At 71.3% G+C, this 18575-nt stretch carries 18 protein-coding genes; 8 read left to right on the plus strand and 10 right to left on the minus strand.

Features of this window, described 5'->3' with window-relative positions; all coding sequences use genetic code 11:
- Positions 1-35 precede the first annotated feature (35 nt).
- Positions 36-1814, minus strand: a complete 1779-nt coding sequence (gene argS, locus IO33_RS0119610; RefSeq protein ID WP_031166710.1) for an arginine--tRNA ligase — start codon at positions 1812-1814, stop codon at positions 36-38.
- A gap of 128 nt (positions 1815-1942) precedes the next feature.
- On the opposite strand from argS, the gene lysS reads away from it, so the two are divergent.
- Positions 1943-3682, plus strand: coding sequence for a lysine--tRNA ligase (gene lysS, locus IO33_RS0119615; protein ID WP_031166712.1), 1740 nt, complete (start codon positions 1943-1945; stop codon positions 3680-3682).
- 77 nt (positions 3683-3759) lie between these two features.
- Here lysS and IO33_RS0119620 read toward each other — a convergent pair whose 3' ends face one another.
- The 3 genes from IO33_RS0119620 to IO33_RS0119630 form a co-directional block, all read right to left on the minus strand.
- Entirely contained in the window at positions 3760-5025 is a 1266-nt protein-coding gene (locus IO33_RS0119620; protein ID WP_245235835.1) for a DUF2637 domain-containing protein, read from the minus strand.
- Between the two features lie 91 nt (positions 5026-5116).
- Entirely contained in the window at positions 5117-6028 is a 912-nt protein-coding gene (locus IO33_RS0119625; protein WP_245235836.1) for a DUF3558 family protein, read from the minus strand.
- Positions 6029-6154: 126 nt separating this feature from the next.
- The gene (locus IO33_RS0119630; protein ID WP_031166720.1) at positions 6155-7036 is read right to left on the minus strand and encodes a hypothetical protein; all 882 of its coding nucleotides are present in this window, start codon (positions 7034-7036) and stop codon (positions 6155-6157) included.
- Between the two features lie 213 nt (positions 7037-7249).
- On the opposite strand from IO33_RS0119630, the gene IO33_RS0119635 reads away from it, so the two are divergent.
- Positions 7250-8443: an RtcB family protein gene (locus IO33_RS0119635; protein ID WP_031166723.1), complete on the plus strand. Its 1194-nt coding sequence runs from the start codon at positions 7250-7252 to the stop codon at positions 8441-8443.
- 7 nt (positions 8444-8450) lie between these two features.
- Here IO33_RS0119635 and IO33_RS51245 read toward each other — a convergent pair whose 3' ends face one another.
- From IO33_RS51245 to IO33_RS0119655, 4 genes are read right to left on the minus strand one after another with little or no spacing between them, the layout of a single operon-like run.
- Positions 8451-8606 carry a hypothetical protein gene (locus tag IO33_RS51245; RefSeq protein ID WP_167349460.1) on the minus strand — a complete coding sequence of 52 codons (156 nt, stop codon included), beginning with the start codon at positions 8604-8606 and terminating at the stop codon, positions 8451-8453.
- Positions 8606-9367, minus strand: a complete 762-nt coding sequence (locus IO33_RS0119645; protein WP_031166724.1) for an SDR family NAD(P)-dependent oxidoreductase — start codon at positions 9365-9367, stop codon at positions 8606-8608. The genes IO33_RS51245 and IO33_RS0119645 overlap by 1 nt, the downstream gene beginning before the upstream one ends.
- Before the next feature lie 52 nt (positions 9368-9419).
- Entirely contained in the window at positions 9420-9758 is a 339-nt protein-coding gene (locus IO33_RS0119650) for a YnfA family protein (protein ID WP_031166726.1), read from the minus strand.
- 56 nt (positions 9759-9814) lie between these two features.
- Positions 9815-10219: a winged helix-turn-helix transcriptional regulator gene (locus IO33_RS0119655; RefSeq protein ID WP_031166728.1), complete on the minus strand. Its 405-nt coding sequence runs from the start codon at positions 10217-10219 to the stop codon at positions 9815-9817.
- Between the two features lie 135 nt (positions 10220-10354).
- Between IO33_RS0119655 and IO33_RS0119660 the strand changes: the two genes are divergently transcribed.
- The 6 genes from IO33_RS0119660 (at position 10355) to IO33_RS0119685 (ending at position 16261) form a co-directional block, all read left to right on the plus strand.
- Complete coding sequence (locus IO33_RS0119660) at positions 10355-11245, plus strand: NADP-dependent oxidoreductase (RefSeq protein ID WP_031166730.1); 891 nt, start codon at positions 10355-10357, stop codon at positions 11243-11245.
- Between the two features lie 90 nt (positions 11246-11335).
- A complete protein-coding gene (locus IO33_RS0119665) occupies positions 11336-12427 on the plus strand; it encodes an LLM class flavin-dependent oxidoreductase (protein WP_031166732.1) in 1092 nt (363 codons plus the stop codon).
- Entirely contained in the window at positions 12424-13092 is a 669-nt protein-coding gene (locus IO33_RS44325; RefSeq protein WP_037685697.1) for a CE1759 family FMN reductase, read from the plus strand. The genes IO33_RS0119665 and IO33_RS44325 overlap by 4 nt, the downstream gene beginning before the upstream one ends.
- 191 nt (positions 13093-13283) lie before the next feature.
- Positions 13284-14009, plus strand: a complete 726-nt coding sequence (locus IO33_RS0119675) for a response regulator transcription factor (RefSeq protein WP_031166736.1) — start codon at positions 13284-13286, stop codon at positions 14007-14009.
- Positions 14010-15428: a sensor histidine kinase gene (locus IO33_RS0119680; protein WP_031166738.1), complete on the plus strand. Its 1419-nt coding sequence runs from the start codon at positions 14010-14012 to the stop codon at positions 15426-15428.
- A gap of 95 nt (positions 15429-15523) precedes the next feature.
- Positions 15524-16261: a hypothetical protein gene (locus IO33_RS0119685; RefSeq protein WP_051926865.1), complete on the plus strand. Its 738-nt coding sequence runs from the start codon at positions 15524-15526 to the stop codon at positions 16259-16261.
- Here the strand turns inward: IO33_RS0119685 and IO33_RS0119690 are convergent.
- Together IO33_RS0119690 and IO33_RS0119695 are read right to left on the minus strand one after the other, a co-directional pair.
- Complete coding sequence (locus tag IO33_RS0119690) at positions 16227-18053, minus strand: phosphatidylglycerol lysyltransferase domain-containing protein (protein WP_078963777.1); 1827 nt, start codon at positions 18051-18053, stop codon at positions 16227-16229. The two genes, IO33_RS0119685 and IO33_RS0119690, sit on opposite strands and share 35 nt — an antisense overlap.
- A 158-nt stretch (positions 18054-18211) precedes the next feature.
- Complete coding sequence (locus IO33_RS0119695; RefSeq protein ID WP_031166744.1) at positions 18212-18487, minus strand: hypothetical protein; 276 nt, start codon at positions 18485-18487, stop codon at positions 18212-18214.
- Positions 18488-18575 lie beyond the last annotated feature (88 nt).

The raw sequence follows: 18575 nt of genomic DNA on the forward strand, positions 1-18575 counted from the left end.
GGTCAGAGGGCTGCCGGCCGGCGCGGGGCCGTGCGTCAGAGCTTCTCCGGCGTCCTGATCCCCAGCAGGCTCATCCCCTGGTGCAGGGTGCGGGCCGTGACGTCGCACAGGAACAGGCGGTTCTCCACCTGCTCCGGCGTCTCGGCCTTCAGGACCGGGCACTTGTCGTAGAAGGTCGTGTAGAGGGACGCCAGCTGGTAGAGGTACGCGGCCAGCTTGTGCGGGGCGTACTCCGCCGCCGTCTCCGACACCGTCTGCCCGAACGCGTCCACGTGGAGGCCCAGGGCGCGCTCGGCGTCGGCCAGTTCCAGCTCCGGGTGCGCGGCCGGGCGAACCTCGCCGGCCTTGCGCAGGATGGACTGGATACGGGCGTACGCGTACTGCAGGTACACGGAGGTGTCGCCGTTGAGCGAGACCATCTGGTCCAGGTCGAACTTGTAGTCCCGGCTCGCCGACGTGGACAGGTCGGCGTACTTCACCGCGCCGATGCCCACCTGGGTGCCCCGCTCGGCGATCTCCTCCTCGGAGAGGTCCTGGGCCTTCTCGCGGACCACGGCCGAGGCGCGGTCGATCGCCTCGTCCAGCAGGTCGACCAGGCGGACCGTCTCGCCCTCACGCGTCTTGAAGGGCTTGCCGTCCTTGCCGAGGACCGTGCCGAAGGCCAGCTGCGTCGCCGTGACGTCCTCGCCCAGCCAGCCGGCCCGGCGTGCCGTCTCGAAGACCATCCGGAAGTGCAGGGACTGGCGGGCGTCCACCACGTACAGGAGGGTGTTCGCCTTGAGGCCGAAGACGCGGTCGCGGATCGCGGACAGGTCGGTGGCCGCGTAGCCGTAGCCGCCGTCGGACTTCTGGACGATCAGCGGGACCAGGTTGCCGTCCGGGCCCTTGATGTCCTCGAAGAACACGCACAGGGCGCCTTCGGAGCGGACCGCCACGCCCGACTCCTCCAGGAGGCGGCAGGTCTCGGCCAGCATGTCGTTGTAGCCGGACTCGCCGACGATGTCGGAGTCCCGGATCTCCATGTCCAGCTTCTCGAAGACGGAGAAGAAGTAGATCTTCGACTCGTCCACGAACTTCTGCCACATGGCGAGCGTGTGCGGGTCGCCGGCCTGGAGGTCGACCACCCGGCGGCGGGCGCGCGTCTTGAACTCGTCGTCGGAGTCGAACTTCCGGCGCGCGGCCTTGTAGAGGCGGTCGAGGTTCGACATCGCCTCCTCGCCCGAAGCCGCGGCGTCCTCGGCGGACGCCTTGTGGTCCAGCTCGTGCGGGTGCTCGTCCAGGTACTGGATGAGCATGCCGAACTGGGTGCCCCAGTCGCCGATGTGGTGGCGGCGGACCACGTTCTCGCCGGTGAACTCCAGGATCTGGACCACCGAGTCGCCGATCACCGCGGACCGCAGGTGGCCGACGTGCATCTCCTTCGCCACGTTGGGCTGGGCGTAGTCGATCACCGTCGTGCCGGGGTGCTCGGCGTACGGCACGCCCAGGCGGCCCGTGTCGTCCGCGTACCGCGCGGCGAGGTTCCGGGTGATCGCCTGGTCCGCGATCGTGATGTTGAGGAAGCCGGGGCCCGAGACCTCGACGTCCTTGATCAGCTCGTCGCCGGTGGCCACCTGGGAGACGACCTGAGTCGCCAGCTCCCTCGGGTTCGCCTTCGCCTTCTTCGCGAGCGCCAGGATGCCGTTGGCCTGGAAGTCGGCCCGGTCGCTTCGTCGCAGCAGCGGGTCCGCGCCGGCGGCCTCGGGCAGGGTGGCCGAGAGGGCGGACGCGAGGTGCTGCTGGACGGAATCGCTGAGGGACGTGACCGAGGCCATAGGAATGGGTGCCGTTCTCCTCGTGGGGATGGATAGTCCCGGTCAGTATCCCATGGTGGGTAAAGGCGTTTTCCCGGTCGACGGACGGTCTGTGAGAATGGAGTGTCACCCCGTTCAGAAAGAAGGACGTGCCGATCGTGGCTCAGAGCACCGAGACCACCGACTGGGTCTCCCGTTTCGCGGATGAGGTCATCGAGGAGTCGGAGCGCCGGGCCCCGGGTAAACCGGTCGTCGTCGCGTCCGGACTCTCGCCCTCCGGGCCCATCCACCTGGGCAATCTCCGTGAGGTCATGACCCCCCACCTGGTCGCGGACGAGATCCGCCGCCGCGGGTACCAGGTCCGGCACCTGATCTCCTGGGACGACTACGACCGGTACCGGAAGGTCCCGGCGGGCATCGCGGGCGTCGACGAGTCGTGGGCCGAGCACATCGGCAAGCCGCTGACCTCCGTGCCGGCGCCGGGCGGGTCGTCGTACGCGAACTGGGCCGAGCACTTCAAGGCCGCGATGATCGCCTCGCTGGCCGAACTGGGCGTCGAGTTCGACGGCATCAGCCAGACCGCGCAGTACACCTCCGGCGCCTATCGCGAGCAGATCCTGCACGCGATGAAGCACCGCGGCGACATCGACGCGATCCTCGCCCAGTACCGCACGAAGAAGGCGCCGAAGAAGCAGCAGCAGAAGGCCGTCGACGAGGCCGAGCTGGAGGCCGAGGAGGGCTCGGGCGCCGCGTCCGAGGACGACGGCAGCTCCGGCTCCGCCGGCTACTTCCCGTACAAGCCGTACTGCGGCAACTGCGAGAAGGACCTGACGACGGTCACCTCCTACGACGACGACAGCACCGAGCTGGCGTACACCTGCACCGCGTGCGGCTTCGCCGAGACCGTCCGGCTCACCGAGTTCAACCGCGGCAAGCTGGTCTGGAAGGTCGACTGGCCCATGCGCTGGGCGTACGAGGGCGTGATCTTCGAGCCGAGCGGTGTGGACCACTCCTCGCCCGGGTCCAGCTTCCAGGTCGGCGGGCAGATCGTCGGGATCTTCGACGGCAAGCAGCCGATCGGGCCCATGTACGCCTTCGTGGGCATCTCCGGCATGGCGAAGATGTCCTCCTCGCGCGGCGGCGTCCCGACGCCTGCCGACGCGCTGAAGATCATGGAGCCGCAGATCCTGCGCTGGCTCTACGCCCGCCGCAGGCCCAACCAGTCCTTCAAGATCGCCTTCGACCAGGAGATCCAGCGGCTCTACGACGAGTGGGACAAGCTCGCCGGGAAGGTCGCCGACGGCTCCGCGCTGCCGGCCGACGTCGCCGCGTACACGCGCGCGGTGGGTACGGCCGGCGGTGAGCTGCCGAGGACGGCGCGCCCGCTGCCGTACCGCACGCTCGCGTCCGTCGCCGACATCACCGCCGGCCACGAGGACCAGGCCCTGCGGATCCTCTCCGAGCTGGACCCGGAGCAGCCGCTGGCCTCCCTGGACGAGGTCCGGCCGCGCTACGACAAGGCCGAGGCCTGGATCAACACGCACGTGTCCGCCGACCAGCGGACCATCGTGCGCGACGAGCCGGACGCCGAGCTGCTGAAGTCGCTCGACGAGGCGTCCCAGCAGTCGGTACGGCTGCTGCTCGACGGGCTCGCCGAGCACTGGTCGCTCGACGGGCTGACCCACCTCGTGTACGGCGTGCCCAAGGTGCAGGCCGGGTTCTCGGCCGACGCCACGCCCAAGGAGCTGCCGCCGGAGATCAAGACGGCTCAGCGGTCGTTCTTCGCGCTGCTGTACCACCTGCTGGTCGGGCGGGACACGGGACCGCGGCTGCCCACGCTGCTGCTGGCGGTGGGGCAGGACCGGGTCCGCAAGCTGCTCGGTGAGTAAGAGCCCGTTGGCAACCGCGTAAGAAAAAGGGGCCCTCTTTCACAGGAGGGCCCCTTTTTTCTGTCCGGCGGTGTCTCTCAGGCGATGTGCTCGTCCGCGAGTTCCGCGTTGAGGCGGTTGGAGAACCGGTTCAGCATGCGCTTGGACTCGGCCTCCGGGAGCGCTATGCCGTACGTCGCCTCGACGTCGGCGATGAAACCGCGGGGGGTCGGCGCCCCGTTCCCACTCTTGATCGACTCACGGAAGACCTGGTAGTACGCGTCCTCGTCCGGCTCCGGGGGGCCGCCGCCCTCGCCCAGTTCGCGGGTGCGGTTCGGGCCCACCGGGATGGGGAAACTGCCGGTCTCCTCGGGGGAGGGCTGCTGGAACTGCTCCGGGGGCGGCTCCTCGTACCACCCCTCGTACTCTTCGCCGGGGGCGTACTGAGGGTCCAGGGGCGGTTCGTAGGTGGGGTCGTAGCCGCCCTGGTACTCGATCTCCCGCTGGGCCTGGAACCAGGGGCTCTCCTCGTCCACGGGGGCACTGTCCGGCGGCGCGGCGTTCTGGCCCGGCAGCTCGGGGCGCCGCTCGCCGGCGGGAGGCGCCGCCTGCTGCGGGACGGGCACCGCCCCGGCGGCACGACCGCCCGCCGCCACGGCGGGTATCACGTTCGGCTCGATACCCGCCGCCGCCAGCCCCGCCGGGGCCGTCTCCGCCAGGGGGACGCCGTAGCGGGCCAGGCGCAGCGGCATCAGGGACTCCACCGGAGCCTTCCTGCGCCAGGCCCGGCCGAAGCGGCTGCGGAGCCTCGCCTGGTAGACGAGGCGCTCCTGCTCCAGCCTGATCACCTGGTCGTACGAGCGCAGCTCCCACAGCTTCATCCTGCGCCAGAGCAGGAACGTGGGGACCGGGGAGAGGAGCCAGCGGGTCAGCCGGACGCCCTCCATGTGCTTGTCCGCCGTGATGTCGGCGATGCGGCCGATCGCGTGCCGGGCCGCCTCGACCGCGACCACGAACAGGACCGGGATCACCGCGTGCATGCCGACGCCCAGCGGGTCCGGCCAGGCGGCGGCGCCGTTGAACGCGATCGTCGCCGCCGTCAGCAGCCACGCCGTCTGGCGCAGCAGCGGGAAGGGGATACGGATCCAGGTCAGCAGCAGGTCCAGGGACAGCAGGACACAGATACCCGCGTCGATGCCGACCGGGAACACGTAGGAGAAGTTCCCGAAACCCTTCTTGATGGCCAGCTCACGGACGGCCGCGTAGGAGCCGGCGAAGCCGATACCGGCGATGATCAAGGCGCCGGTCACGACCACGCCGATGAGAACGCGGTGCATCCGAGTCAGCTGCAGTGGCGCGGCCACTCGTACTCCCCTCCCCTTGCTGTTGTTGCGCGCAACAGGGTGGCACACGCTTACGCCGAACGTGGTACCGGTCAGGGGTTCGGACCGGGGGTCAGTTCTTCCGTGCGGTCGACTTGGACGGAGAAGCGCTGGAAGAGGCCGACTTGGACGGCGACTTGGAGGGGGACGCGGACTTGGACGCCGACTGCGACGGGGAGGCCGGGGCCTTCGAGGAGGAACCGCCCGAGGACGAGCCACCGTTGGCGGACGAGACCGAACCGACCACTTCCTTGACCGCCTGCTGCGCGGCCTTGGTCAGGTCGTCGGCGTCCGGGGTCTTCTCGCCCGCGAGACCGGCGCCGTTGTAGTCGAGCGTGATGACCACGTTCTCGACCCGGGCGACCACCGTCTGCTGCTTGAAGAGCCCCTCCTTCTTCTTCAGGTCGTAGCGCACGGCCGTCGCCTCCGCGCCCGTGCCGGACAGCGGGATCTCCTTGGTGTTCTTCGCGCCGTTCACCGCCTCGGCGTCCTTGACCTGCTGGCCGAAGTACGTGTGGGCCTGCGCGTCACCGGCGCCGCGCGCGGTGTCCGAGTCGAAGCGGAGCAGGGAGACGTTCAGCCAGCGGAACTGCGAGCCCTTCACGCCGTTGTTGTCCAGGCTGCTCCAGGAGCAGGAGGCACGCGAGGACGGATCGTCCGAAGTGCCCTTCTTGCCCGAAGCGGCGGCGTTCGGCACCAGGTCCGCGAGGGTCTTCTTCGACAGCACCGCGCACGCGGCGGGAAGCTTCTGGTACGCCGCCGCCTGCACGGTCGGGGAGGCGCTCGCCGACGGCTTCGCGCTGCTGCCCGCGGACTGCTGCGCACTGCTGTCGGCGCCCTTGCTCTTGGAGTCGCCCGAGTCCGACGAACAGGCGGCGGTGATCAGCACCGCCGGAACGGCTGCCGCGCAGACAAGAACACGGCTCAGGCGCTTGCCACGCGTCTGTCGCTGGGCACGGTCGTCTCGCTGGGCTGCTCGCTGCATGGTTCCTTCACTCATGACGCTCGGTGGTCGTGCGGGTTCCTGCGGGGCCACGGTACGCGGTGAAGGAGCTGTGCGGTCTCCGTTCGGTTGCTTTGCGTGCGCCGGGGCGAGCGGTCCCGGGGGCCGTCAACCGCCCAGCGCGTCGGCCAGTTGAGAGGCCAGATTACGGGCCCTGTCCTGCATTTCCTTGCTGTCGGGGACCGTTCCGGTGGCCGTCGGCTGCTCCTCGTACTCGATGGTGACGACGACGTTGGACGTGCGGAACACCACAGTCACCGTCCGCTGCTGGGCGGTCGAACCGGACGAGTCGAGCTGGTCGTCCAGATACGCCTCGTCACCGAGATCGGACAGCACCCGCGGCTGCAGATCGGCCGCCGAGGCGGAGTCGGAGGGGGATCCCGAGGAGGGGGAGCCGGAGGAGGCGCCGGCGGGGGAGGCGCCGCCGCTCGCGGAGGGCGACGGGGCGGACGAGGGGGCGGAGGAGGCGGTGCCCCCGGGCGTCGACGCGGCCGTGGACGGGGACGCGGGCGTGCCGCCCGTCGCCGGGGAACCGCCCGGCTCGGGCAGGTCGGCGGCCGACTCCTTGCCCTCGAACAGCTGCTGCGCCTGGTCGTCGTCACTGATCGCGTTGTCGTACGACACCACGCGCTCGAAGTCGACCGAGAGGCGGTCGGTGGCGTCCGCGGACTCCACCTTCCAGTGGCAGCCGACCTTGCGCTCGGTGTCGTAGGTGAGCTCGGCCTCGCCCTGGTAGGCCTTGTCCCGCTGGGTGGGGTCGGTGATCTGCTTGATGCCGGGCAGCAGCGAGTCGAGGGTGTCGTGGTCGACCGCGTCGCAGGGCTCGGGGAGTGTGCGGTACTTGCCGGGCTGGGCGGCCACCGTGGCGGTGCCGGCCTCGCCCGGATTGGCGTCGTCCGTAGGGCTGTCGCCGCCCGAGCCGCTCGTGCAGCCGGCCAGCAGCGCCACGAGGAGGGCGGCGGTGCCGGATACGTACGCCTTCCGCTGCACGGTCGGGCTCCTCTCGGGTGTGCGACAGCTCGGTGCTCCAGTGTCCCCGCTGGTTAATCGTTTGCCGCAGCGGGGCGCCCCCTGGAGACAATGTGTATCGCACGCACTGCCGTGGCCGCCGGTCCCTTGTCCTTTTTCACCGAGCCTGTCACCTCTTTTGCGCTTTGCTGCTTCTAAGTCTTTTGCTGCCGTTTTCGGGGGAATGAGGAACGTATGTCGTACGTGGAGATGCCGGGCGCGAAGGTCCCGATCCGGATGTGGACGGACCCCGCGACGGTCGAGGACGTGGCCCTGCGCCAGCTCCAGAACGTGGCGACCCTGCCGTGGATCAAGGGTCTGGCCGTGATGCCGGACGTGCACTACGGCAAGGGCGCGACGGTCGGCTCGGTCATCGCCATGCGGGGCGCGGTCTGCCCGGCCGCGGTCGGGGTGGACATCGGGTGCGGCATGTCGGCGGTGAAGACGTCCCTGACCGCGAACGACCTGCCGGGCGACCTGTCCCGGCTCCGGTCGAAGATCGAGCAGGCGATCCCGGTGGGCCGGGGGATGCACGACGACCCCGTCGCCCCGGGGGACTTCCACGGGCTGGCCACGTCCGGGTGGGACGACTTCTGGGGGCGGTTCGACGGAGTGGCCGAGTCGGTCAGGTTCCGCCTGGAGCGCGCCTCGAAGCAGATGGGAACGCTCGGAAGCGGCAACCACTTCATCGAGGTCTGCACGGACACGACCGGTGCCGTGTGGCTGATGCTCCACTCCGGCTCCCGCAACATCGGCAAGGAACTCGCCGAGCACCACATCGGCGTGGCCCACAAGCTCCCGCACAACCAGGGCCTGGTCGACCGTGACCTGGCGGTCTTCGTCTCGGACACCCCGCAGATGGCGGCCTACCGCAACGACCTGTTCTGGGCGCAGGAGTACGCCAGGTACAACCGCACGCTGATGATGGCGCTCCTGAAGGACGTGGTCCGCAAGGAGTTCAAGAAGGCCAAGCCGGCCTTCGAGCCGGAGATCTCCTGCCACCACAACTACGTGGCGGAGGAGCGGTACGAGGGCATGGACCTGCTCGTCACCCGCAAGGGCGCGATCCGGGCCGGCTCCGGCGAGTACGGGATCATCCCCGGCTCCATGGGCACGGGCTCGTACATCGTCAAGGGCCTCGGGAACGAGATGGCCTTCAACTCGGCCTCCCACGGAGCCGGCCGGCGGATGAGCCGCAACGCCGCGAAGAAGCGTTACTCCACCAAGGACCTGGAGGAGCAGACCCGGGGCGTGGAGTGCCGCAAGGACTCCGGCGTCGTGGACGAGATCCCGGGCGCCTACAAGTCGATCGACCAGGTCATCGACCAGCAGCGGGATCTCGTCGAGGTCGTCGCGAAGCTCAAGCAGGTCGTGTGCGTCAAGGGCTGACGCGCCGTCAGTGACCGTGCCGCACGGCGTAGATCATGACGAACGCCAGGATGTGGATGCCGAAGAGGAAGTAGGCGAGGAAGTACCACACCTGGCGTTCGTCCTTGGTCTCCTGGGCCAGGCGGCGCTTTTCCAGGGACTCCGGGGAGTTGTCTTCGGGCATCAGCGTTCTCGGTGGACCTTGGTGTTGGACGCCTGGGCGCGGGGGCGGAGGACCAGGAGGTCCACGTTGACGTGGCTGGGGCGGGTGACCGCCCAGGTGATCGTCTCCGCCACGTCGTCCGCCGTGAGCGGCTCGGCCACGCCCTCGTAGACCTTGGCGGCCTTCGCCTCGTCGCCGCCGAAGCGGGTCAGGGCGAACTCCTCGGTCCTGACCATGCCGGGCGCGATCTCGATCACGCGGACCGGCTGGCCGACGATCTCCAGGCGGAGGGTCTCGGCGAGGACGTGGGCGCCGTGCTTGGCGGCCACGTAGCCCCCGCCGCCCTCGTACGTGCCGTGCCCGGCGGTGGAGGACACCACGACGATCACGCCGTCGCCGCCGGCCACCAGCTTCGGCAGCAGGGCCTGGGTGAGGTTCAGGGTGCCGATGACGTTCGTCTCGTACATCGTGCGCCAGTCCGCCGGGTCGCCGGTGGCCACCGGGTCCGCGCCGAGGGCGCCGCCCGCGTTGTTGACCAGGACGCCGATCGTCTGGAACGCCGAGGCGAACTCGTCCACCGCCGCGCGGTCCGTGACGTCCAGCTGGTAGGCGACGGCCGAGTGGCCCGCCTTGGTCAGCTCCTCCGCCAGCGCCTCGATACGGTCCTTGCGGCGGGCGGTGAGGACGACGCGGTAGCCGGCCTCCGCGAGCTGCCGGGCCGTGGCGGCGCCGATGCCGCTGCTCGCCCCGGTGACGACGGCGATGCGGGAGGCGGGGGTCATGGGCAGCTCCTGTGATCCGGTGGCGAAGGGCTGTGTCCAGCGTAAGTGAGGCTCAACCGCCGTTCCTCGGCGCCCACATGATCATGGCCATCCCGGCGAGGCAGACCAGGGCGCCGGTCACGTCCCAGCGGTCGGGGCGGTATCCGTCGGCGACGACGCCCCACAGGAGCGAGCCCGCCACGAAGATCCCGCCGTATGCGGCCAGGATGCGGCCGAAGTGGGCGTCCGGCTGGAAGGTCGCGACGAACCCGTACGCCCCGAGGGCCAGGACACCGCCCGTCATCCACAGCCAGCCCCGGTGCTCGCGCACGCCCTGCCAGATCAGCCAGGCGCCGCCGATCTCGAAGAGGGCGGCGAGGACGAACAGGGCGGCGGAGCGGAGGATCGACATGGTCAGCAGCTTGGCACGCCGGGTCCACGCGTTCCGCGCCGCTCGGGCCGCCGGGCTCAGGCGGCGTTCTCGGTGTCGTAGCGCTCGCGGGCCTCTTGGACCTCCTCGAAGTGGGTCTCGGCCCACTCCTTCACCGCGGTCAGCAGGCCGGCGAGGCTGGCGCCGAGCGGGGTGAGGGTGTAGTCGACGCGGACCGGGACGGACGGGGTGACCGTGCGGCTGACGATGCCGTCCCGTTCGAGGGTGCGCAGGGTCTGCGTGAGCATCTTGGGGCTGACGCCCGCGATCCTGCGGCCGAGGTCGCTGTAGCGCTGGGGGCCGGCGGCCAGGGCGGCGACGACGAGGCTGACCCACTTGTCGCTGAGCCGCCCGAGGAGCTGGTTGGTGGGACACGCGCGCAGGAAGGCGTCGTAGTCGGCGCGGGCCTGTTCGCGCCGCTGGGCGGCGGTCGTGGTCGCCATGGGCTCTCACCTCGGGGTCAGTTACGCACTCTCAGGTAACTACTTACCGATCGATAGTAGCTCTCCTACGGTTGGTGGTGCGGCCGGAGAGGTGCCGCGAAAGCATCAAGTGCCTTGATCTCAGGGAGAGTTGACATGCGTGCTGCTGTGGTGACGACGTTCGGCGGACCGGAGGCCGTGGAGATCGCCGAGGTGCCGGTGCCGGAGCCGGGGGCGCGGCAGGTGCGGATCAAGGTGGCCGCGAGTGCGCTGAACCCGGTGGACGCGGCCGTGCGTGCCGGTTTCTTCGGCGGGGCCGGCAAGACCCTCGGGCTCGGCTGGGACGTGGCCGGCACGGTGGACGCGGTGGGCGCGCCCGCCGCCTGGCAGGTCGGCGACCCGGTGGTGGCGCTGGCGCCGGGGGTGGCCGACCCGCTGGGCGCGCACGCCGAGTACGTCGTCGTGGACGCGGGTGCGGTGGCCGCGGCGCCCGCCTCGGTGGACGCGGTGCACGCGGGCACCCTGCCGCTGAACGGGCTGACCGCGCTGCAGGCCCTGGATCTGCTGGATCTCGCGCCGGGCGACTCGCTGCTGGTGACCGGCGCGGCGGGGGCGGTCGGCGGGTTCGCGGTGCAGCTGGCCGCGCACCGGGGGGTCGAGGTGACCGGGCACGCCCGGGCGGGCGACGAGGAGCTGGTGCGCTCCCTGGGGGCCGCGCACTTCACCTCCGAGGGGGTCGAGCCGGACCGTGTGGACGCGGTGCTGGACGCCGCCGTGCTGGGGGCGCCCGCGCTGGCGTGGGTGCGGGACGGGGGCGCGTTCGTCGCGGTCCGTGACGGGGTGCTGCCCGAGGCGGAGCGTGGGGTGCGGATGGAGAACGTCTGGGTGCGGGCCGACGGGGTGCAGCTCGACGAGCTGGTCCGGCTGGTGGACAAGGGGGTGCTGACCCTGCGGGTGGCGGAGGCCTACGCCCTGGAGGACGCGGCCGAGGCGCACGCGCGGCTGGCGGAGGGCGGCGTGCGCGGGCGGCTGGTGCTGGCGCCCTGAGGGGTGCGGGGCGGGGGTGGAATAACCCGGCCGGGGGGACCGTTCGACAGGATATAGTTGAATGATCAACAACCTGGAGGGTGAGCGACCATGCAGTTCGGGATCTTCACGGTCGGCGACGTCACGCCGGACCCCACCACGGGGCGTACGCCGACCGAGGCGGAGCGCATCAAGGCCATGGTCGCCATCGCGCTGAAGGCCGAGGAGGTCGGCCTGGACGTCTTCGCCACCGGCGAGCACCACAACCCGCCGTTCGTACCGTCCTCCCCGACCACCCTGCTCGGCTACATAGCCGCGAGGACGGAGAAGCTGATCCTCTCCACCTCCACCACCCTGATCACCACCAACGACCCGGTGAAGATCGCGGAGGACTTCGCGATGCTGCAGCACCTGGCCGACGGGCGCGTCGACCTGATGATGGGCCGCGGCAACACCGGACCGGTCTACCCCTGGTTCGGCCAGGACATCCGGCAGGGCATCAACCTCGCCATCGAGAACTACGCCCTGCTGCGCCGGCTGTGGCGCGAGGAGGTCGTGGACTGGGAGGGCAGGTTCCGCACGCCGCTGCAGGGCTTCACCTCCACCCCCCGCCCGCTGGACGGCGTCCCGCCCTTCGTCTGGCACGGCTCGATCCGCTCGCCCGAGATCGCCGAGCAGGCGGCCTACTACGGCGACGGCTTCTTCCACAACAACATCTTCTGGCCGGCCGACCACACCCGGCGGATGGTCGAGCTGTACCGGACCCGGTACGCCCACTACGGGCACGGCACGCCCGAGCAGGCGATCGTCGGACTGGGCGGTCAGGTGTTCATGCGGAGGAACTCGCAGGACGCGGTGCGCGAGTTCCGGCCGTACTTCGACAACGCACCGGTGTACGGCCACGGGCCCTCGCTGGAGGAGTTCACCGAGCAGACCCCGCTGACGGTGGGCTCCCCGCAGCAGGTCGTCGAGAAGACGCTGTCCTTCCGCGAGTACGCCGGTGACTACCAGCGCCAGCTGTTCCTGATGGACCACGCGGGCCTGCCGCTGAAGACCGTGCTGGAGCAGCTCGACCTGCTCGGCGAGGAGGTCGTACCGGTGCTGCGCGAGGAGTTCGCCAAGGGGCGCCCGGCGGATGTGCCCGAGGCGCCGACCCAGCAGTCCCTGCTCGCCGCCGCGCAGCGGAAGGAGACCGTCGCATGAGGCTCGTCGTCGTGTCCGCGGGGCTGAGCGTGCCCTCCTCCACCCGGCTGCTGGCCGACCGGCTGGCCGCCGCGGTGGACCGGCGGACGCCGGCCGACGTCCAGGTGATCGAGCTGCGGGACCTCGCGGTCGAGATCGCGCACAACTTCACCAACGGGTTCGCCGGCAGGGCGCTCGCCGCCGCGCAGGACGCGGTGGCGGGGGCCGACGGGCTCATCGTCGTCACGCCGGTGTTCAGCGCCTCGTACAGCGGGCTGTTCAAGTCGTTCTTCGATGTGCTCGACAAGGACGCGCTGGTGGGCACGCCGGTGCTGATCGCGGCCACCGGGGGCACGGCCCGGCACTCGCTGGTGCTGGAGCACGCGCTGCGGCCGCTGTTCACCTACCTGCGGGCCGTCGTCGCGCCGACCGGTGTGTACGCCGCGTCGGAGGACTGGGGTGAGGAGGGGCTCCCGGGGCGCATCGAGCGGGCGGCGGGAGAGCTGGCCGGCCTGATGGCCGGGCTGTCGGCGCCCGGGGCGGGCACCTCGGGCGGGATCGGGGCGGGCGCGTCCGGCCGGGGCGAGGCGGACACCTCGGACGGGGCCGCGGCGGGCGCCTCCGGCGGGTTCGTGGTCGTGCCCTTCGAGGAGCAGCTGGCGAAGCTCAGCCCGACCGGCGTGTGAGGATCGAGGCCGGAGCGGGGTCCGGGGGACGCCGGTAGGCGGCGCGGCGCGGCCGACGGTGAGAAGACGGTAGAACCCGGCACCGGGTTGCCCCTGTGACGGTGAGAGGCCGGTAAAAAGGGTGATCGTAGGTCCGCTCGCCCCGGCCGAATCGCCACAGGCCTTGGCAGACTGGGACCGTGCCCCAGACTGTGCTGCTCGCCGAAGACGACCGTGCCATCCGTCATGCCCTGGAGCGTGCCCTGACCCTGGAAGGGTACGAGGTCACGGCGGTGGCCGACGGCGTCGAAGCGCTGGCACAGGCCCACAAGACCCCGCCGGACGTCCTCGTCCTCGACGTCATGATGCCAGGGATCGACGGCCTCCAGGTCTGCCGGGTGCTGCGCGCCGAGGGCGACCGCACGCCGATCCTCATGCTCACCGCGCTGGTGGAGACCGCCGACCGCATCGCGGGCCTGGACGCCGGCGCCGACGACTACGTGGTCAAGCCGTTCGACGTCGAGGAGGTCTTCGCCCGGCTGCGCGCCCTGCTGCGCCGGACCAGCCCGGTGCCCGCCGGCGGCGGCAACGGCGGCGCGGGCGTCGAGACCGGCGGCCGGGACGCCCAGCTGCCCGACCGGCAGGTGGAGGCCGCGGGCATCCGCATGGACCTCCAGGCCCGCCGGGCCTGGCGCGGCAAGCGGGAGCTGGAGCTGACCCGCACCGAGTTCGAGCTGCTGGAGCTGCTCGTGCGCAACGCGGGGATCGTGCTCGACCACTCCACGATCTACGACCGGATCTGGGGCTACGACTTCGGGCCCGGCTCCAAGAACCTCGCCGTGTACGTCGGCTACCTGCGCCGCAAGCTGGACGAGCCCGGCGCGCCGCAGCTGATCCACACCGTGCGGGGCGTGGGTTACGTGCTCCGGGAGGACTAGGTGGGCCGCCTGCGGCGGCTGCTGGCCCCGGGCCGGCCCAAGCTGGTCTCCCTGCGCACCACCTTCGCCGTCTCCTTCGCGGCGGTCACCGCCGCCGTCACCATCCTCGTCGGCATCCTGTCGTACGGCTCCGCCGCGCGGCTGGTCCGCGTCGACCAGCAGTCGGTGTTCACGCAGGTCGTGCAGGACGTACGGGACGAGGTACGGCAGCACGAGATGGTCCCCGACGACTTCTCTTCCTCCCGTCCCGGGCACGACCTGGTGCGGCCCGCCCGCACCGATGTGCAGGTGCTGGGCGCGCAGGGCCAGATCGTCGACCACGGCAACCCGAGCCTGCCCGTCACCTCCCGCGACAAGGCCATGGCGCTCGCGGTGACGGCCGGGAAGGTGGTCGAGCACAAGGACGTGCGGGTGGACGAGGACCTGTTCCGCATCGCCACCGTCTCGCTCGGCGACGGGCGGGGCGCGGTGCAGGTCGCGCAGGAGTTCAGCGACACCGAGGACCTGCTGCGGGCGCTGCAGCAGCGGACGCTGATCCTGATGGCGGCGGTCGTGGTGGCGGCCGGCCTGTTCGGATGGTGGCTGGCCCGCCGGATCACCCGGCGCCTGGTGGTGCTCACCTCCGCGGCGGAGGACGTGGCCCGCACCCGCCGGCTGGGCATCGAGGTGCCGGTGGCCGGGCTGGACGAGGTGGGCCGGCTCGGGCGGGCCTTCGACCGGATGCTGGGCCGGCTCGCGCAGTCCGAGGAGGACCAGCGGCGGCTGGTGCAGGACGCCGGGCACGAACTGCGTACGCCGCTGACGTCCCTGCGCACGAACATCTCCCTGCTCCGCCGCATCGACGAACTCCCCCCGGCCACGCGGGAGGAGCTGGTCGCCGACCTCGGTCAGGAGGCGCGGGAGCTGACCGACCTGGTCAACGAGCTGGTCGATCTCGCCGCCGGGCAGTCCGACAGCGAGCCGCCGCAGCGGGTGGACCTCGCGGACATCGCCGAGGACGTCGTGGGGCTGGCCAAACGCCGTACCGGGCGCGAGATCGTGCTGCGCGCGAGCGGCGACACGACGACCGACGGGCGGCCCGGGATGCTGCAGCGGGCCGTGTCCAACCTGGTGGAGAACGCGGCCAAGTTCGACCGGGGCGGGAAGGGCCCCATCGAGGTCGACGTCACCGGGCCGGCGCGGTCGGGGACCGTGCGGGTGCAGGTGCTGGACCGGGGACCCGGGATCGCCGAGGGCGACCTCATCCGGATCTTCGACCGCTTCTACCGCGCCGCCGACGCCCGCTCCCTGCCGGGTTCCGGCCTGGGCCTGTCCATCGTCCGCGAGGTCGCCATGGCGCACGGCGGAGCGCCCTTCGCCTTCCGGCGGGAGGGCGGGGGAGCGGTGATCGGGTTCACGGTGGGCGGCCGCACGCCGTGAGGGTGCTGGGCCCGGCGTGACTGAGTAGACGTACCTACCCCGCCCGGGTAGGCACGCGCATCCGCCGGGGTCCCCCGGCGCCCTACGGTCCTCGTATGCCCGAGCAGACCACACCGGCCGCCACGGCCACCGCCACCCCGACGACCGGCTCCGGGGCCCCTTCCCGCTTCCTCGGCTGCCTCGGCTGCGGGGGCCTCGCCCTCGTCGGGCTACTCGTCCTGGTCGTTCGGCTCGCCTGGAACGCCGGGGACGCAACGGACCTTCCCCGCGTCGCGCCCGAGGACATGGCCGGCCGCGTCTTCCGGCACTCCCAGGAGGCCTACGACGTCATGGGGTTCACCCGGCCCGTGCGGCCCGGGGTCGAACGCGTCGGCGTCAGCACGGAGAACACGCTCGACGCCGGCTACTGCTACGACGGCGGTCTGCTGGGGATGGAGGACAAGACCGTCGACGGCGCCTACCGCATGGATCACGCGTGGGCGCTGGACCATGTGCCCGCGAGCCAGGCCGCCGCCGGCCTGCGCCGGCTGCACCGGCGCCTCACCGACGAGGGCTGGGAGATCACGTCGTACCGCGCGGCGGGCAAGGGCAGGGACGGAACGCTCTACGCCCAGCGGGACGACGGGGACGAGCGGATGTCCTTCGACTGGTTCGCGGACCGCCAGTACTTCACCGGCGGTGCCACCGCGCCCTGCGCCTACGACCCCGGCTGGCGGCAGAGCGACGCGGAACCCTACTCTCCCGACTCCGCCGCCGGCTCGGTGACCCCGCCCGTCCTCGGACCCTCGTCCGCGCGCGCTACGGCTGGTGCCCGCCCATCCCCGGCAGCGTGAGGAAGCCCTCCGCCCGGGCGCTCGCCAGGCCGATCCGCGGGATGTCGCTGCTCTTGGCGAACAGCAGGAAGCGGGGCTCCCACACCGGGCGGTACTTGGCGTTGGCCCGGTAGAGGGACTCGATCTGCCACCAGCGGGAGAAGAACGTCAGGGTGGAGCGCCACAGGCGCAGGACCGGGCCGGCGCCGAGGCGGGCGCCGCGTTCGAAGACCGAACGGAACATCGCGAAGTTCAGGGACACCCGGTGGATGTCCAGCTCCTTGGCGCCGAGCAGGAGTTCCACCACCATGTACTCCATCAGGCCGTTCTCGCAGTCGCGGTCGCGGCGCATCAGGTCCAGGGACAGCCCGTGCTCGCCCCAGGGCACGAAGCTGAGCAGGGCGCGCGGCTCGTCGTTCGCGTCGCGGCACTCCAGCATCACGCAGCGGCCGTCCGCCGGGTCGGCCAGACGGCCCAGGGCCATGGAGAAGCCGCGTTCGGTGGCGCCGTCGCGCCAGCGGTCGGCGCGCTCGGTCAGCAGGGCCATCTCGTCGGCGGGGATGTCCTCGTGGCGGCGGATGCGGACGCTGTACCCGGCCCGCTTGACCCGGTTGTGGGCCTGGCGGACCACGCGCATGGCACGGCCGTCCAGGGTGAAGTCGGCGATGTCCACGATCGCCTCGTCGCCCAGTTCGAGGGCGTCCAGGCCGTGGCGGGCGTAGATGGTGCCGGCCTCCTCGCTGGCGCCCATGACGGCCGGGGTCCAGGCGTGCCGGCGGGCCTCGGTGAGCCAGGCGTCGATGGCGCCGGGCCAGGCCTCGGGGTCGCCGATCGGGTCGCCGGAGGCGAGGGAGACCGCACCGACGACGCGGTAGGTCACGGCGGCCTTGCCGGTGGGGGAGAAGATGGCGGCCTTGTCGCGGCGCAGCGCGAAGTAACCGAGGGAGTCGCGGGCGCCGTGCTTGTCGAGCAGTGCCCGCAGCCTGTCCTCGTCCTCCGCGGTCAGGAGCCGGCGGCCGCGCGGGGAGCGGAAGCAGGCGTACAGCACGAGGCAGAAGGCCGCGGCGAGCAGGATGTTGATGATGATGTCGACCCAGCGGGGCGCGTGCACGGAGTCGACCCGGTCGGCGAGCGGGCCGACGCTGATGCCGCGCAGCAGGGTGTAGGCGAGTTCCTCGGCCAGGGGCGCGCCCCGCAGGGTGTTGGTGGCGTGCACCAGCAGGGTGCCGAGGCCGCCCGTCAGCAGGACCCCGCCGGTGCCCACGGCCAGCGCGAGCTTGGGGTTGGAGGGGTCGCCGACGGCGTTGAACTCCCGGCGGCCGATCAGCAGCGCGGCCACGAACAGGCCGGTGAGGGCGGTGGAGACCCAGTTGAAGGCGTGGTCGCGGAACGGGTGCTGGGTGAGGGCGAGGACGTAGAGCACGAAGAGGGGGCCGGCGAGCAGCATGTTGACCACCCAGCCGGCGCGTTTCCCGCGTCGCATCACGAGCGCCAGGAAGATCGCCGCCGCGGCGGAGACCAGGCCGGCGGTGGCCAGGTACGGGGTGAAGAACTGGCCGGCGTGGTGGGTGTGCGCGTGCACGTGGCGGGCGGTGAAGAGCTGGCCGTCGTTGTGTTCCTCCACCTCCTTGCGGAACGGCAGCGACAGCACCGCGATGATGTTGAAGACGGCGATCAGCCGCAGGTACCACACGGTGGCCGAGGCCGCCCCGGCGCGCAGCCGGGGGCTGGGGTCGGGCAACCGGAACTCGCGGCGCGTGCCGCGCTGACCGGGGACCTTCGCGGAGACAACGGTCGACTGCTGAGCGGGCATGGTGACTGGTCACCTTGGGTGGGGAGGGATGGGGCAGACGCTCACCCTACAGTTTGTAGGGCATTGTGCCTGTGCACCGGGAGCGTACCGGCACCGGCTCTTACCCAGCCCCTCCACGGGCCGTGCCTCTTACCCAACCCCTTCCCGTGCCGCGCCTCTTACCCGGCCCTTTCCCTGCCGCGCCGGGCCGTCACCAGGTGCCAGCCCAGGTTGCCCAGCGCCGCGCCGGCCGCGACCGCGGCGACGATCACCCCGCCGGTCGCGAGACCGTCGCTGAACAGGTGCGGGCGCCGGTCGAGGCTGTGCAGACCGAAGCCGCACAGCTCGTACACGCCGACGGCGGCGACGAGGAGGCTGATGCCCAGCAGGGTCAGTGTCGGCGCGAGGCTGCGTACGCAGACCTCCCCGTCGGCTTCCGTTTCCGTGTCCTGCATGGGTCCCCCGATGAACAGACGTATGAACGGGCGGGTGGCCGCCGGCGGTTGGGAACCTACAATACGTAGGGTCGGTTAGGGTCGGCGC

The sequence above is a fragment of the Streptomyces durhamensis genome, from assembly GCF_000725475.1.
Taxonomy (GTDB): domain Bacteria; phylum Actinomycetota; class Actinomycetes; order Streptomycetales; family Streptomycetaceae; genus Streptomyces; species Streptomyces filipinensis.

Excerpts from the sequence above, each read along its gene's own strand:
- argS (WP_031166710.1), bottom strand. The coding sequence starts at position 1,814 with ATGGCCTCGGTCACGTCCCTCAGCGATTCCGTCCAGCAGCACCTCGCG.
- IO33_RS0119625 (WP_245235836.1), bottom strand. The coding sequence starts at position 6,028 with ATGCAGCGAGCAGCCCAGCGAGACGACCGTGCCCAGCGACAGACGCGT.
- IO33_RS0119635 (WP_031166723.1), top strand. The coding sequence starts at position 7,250 with ATGTCGTACGTGGAGATGCCGGGCGCGAAGGTCCCGATCCGGATGTGG.
- IO33_RS51245 (WP_167349460.1), bottom strand. The coding sequence starts at position 8,606 with ATGCCCGAAGACAACTCCCCGGAGTCCCTGGAAAAGCGCCGCCTGGCC.
- IO33_RS0119645 (WP_031166724.1), bottom strand. The coding sequence starts at position 9,367 with ATGACCCCCGCCTCCCGCATCGCCGTCGTCACCGGGGCGAGCAGCGGC.
- IO33_RS0119650 (WP_031166726.1), bottom strand. The coding sequence starts at position 9,758 with ATGTCGATCCTCCGCTCCGCCGCCCTGTTCGTCCTCGCCGCCCTCTTC.
- IO33_RS0119655 (WP_031166728.1), bottom strand. The coding sequence starts at position 10,219 with ATGGCGACCACGACCGCCGCCCAGCGGCGCGAACAGGCCCGCGCCGAC.
- IO33_RS0119660 (WP_031166730.1), top strand. The coding sequence starts at position 10,355 with ATGCGTGCTGCTGTGGTGACGACGTTCGGCGGACCGGAGGCCGTGGAG.
- IO33_RS0119665 (WP_031166732.1), top strand. The coding sequence starts at position 11,336 with ATGCAGTTCGGGATCTTCACGGTCGGCGACGTCACGCCGGACCCCACC.
- IO33_RS44325 (WP_037685697.1), top strand. The coding sequence starts at position 12,424 with ATGAGGCTCGTCGTCGTGTCCGCGGGGCTGAGCGTGCCCTCCTCCACC.
- IO33_RS0119685 (WP_051926865.1), top strand. The coding sequence starts at position 15,524 with ATGCCCGAGCAGACCACACCGGCCGCCACGGCCACCGCCACCCCGACG.
- IO33_RS0119690 (WP_078963777.1), bottom strand. The coding sequence starts at position 18,053 with ATGCCCGCTCAGCAGTCGACCGTTGTCTCCGCGAAGGTCCCCGGTCAG.
- IO33_RS0119695 (WP_031166744.1), bottom strand. The coding sequence starts at position 18,487 with ATGCAGGACACGGAAACGGAAGCCGACGGGGAGGTCTGCGTACGCAGC.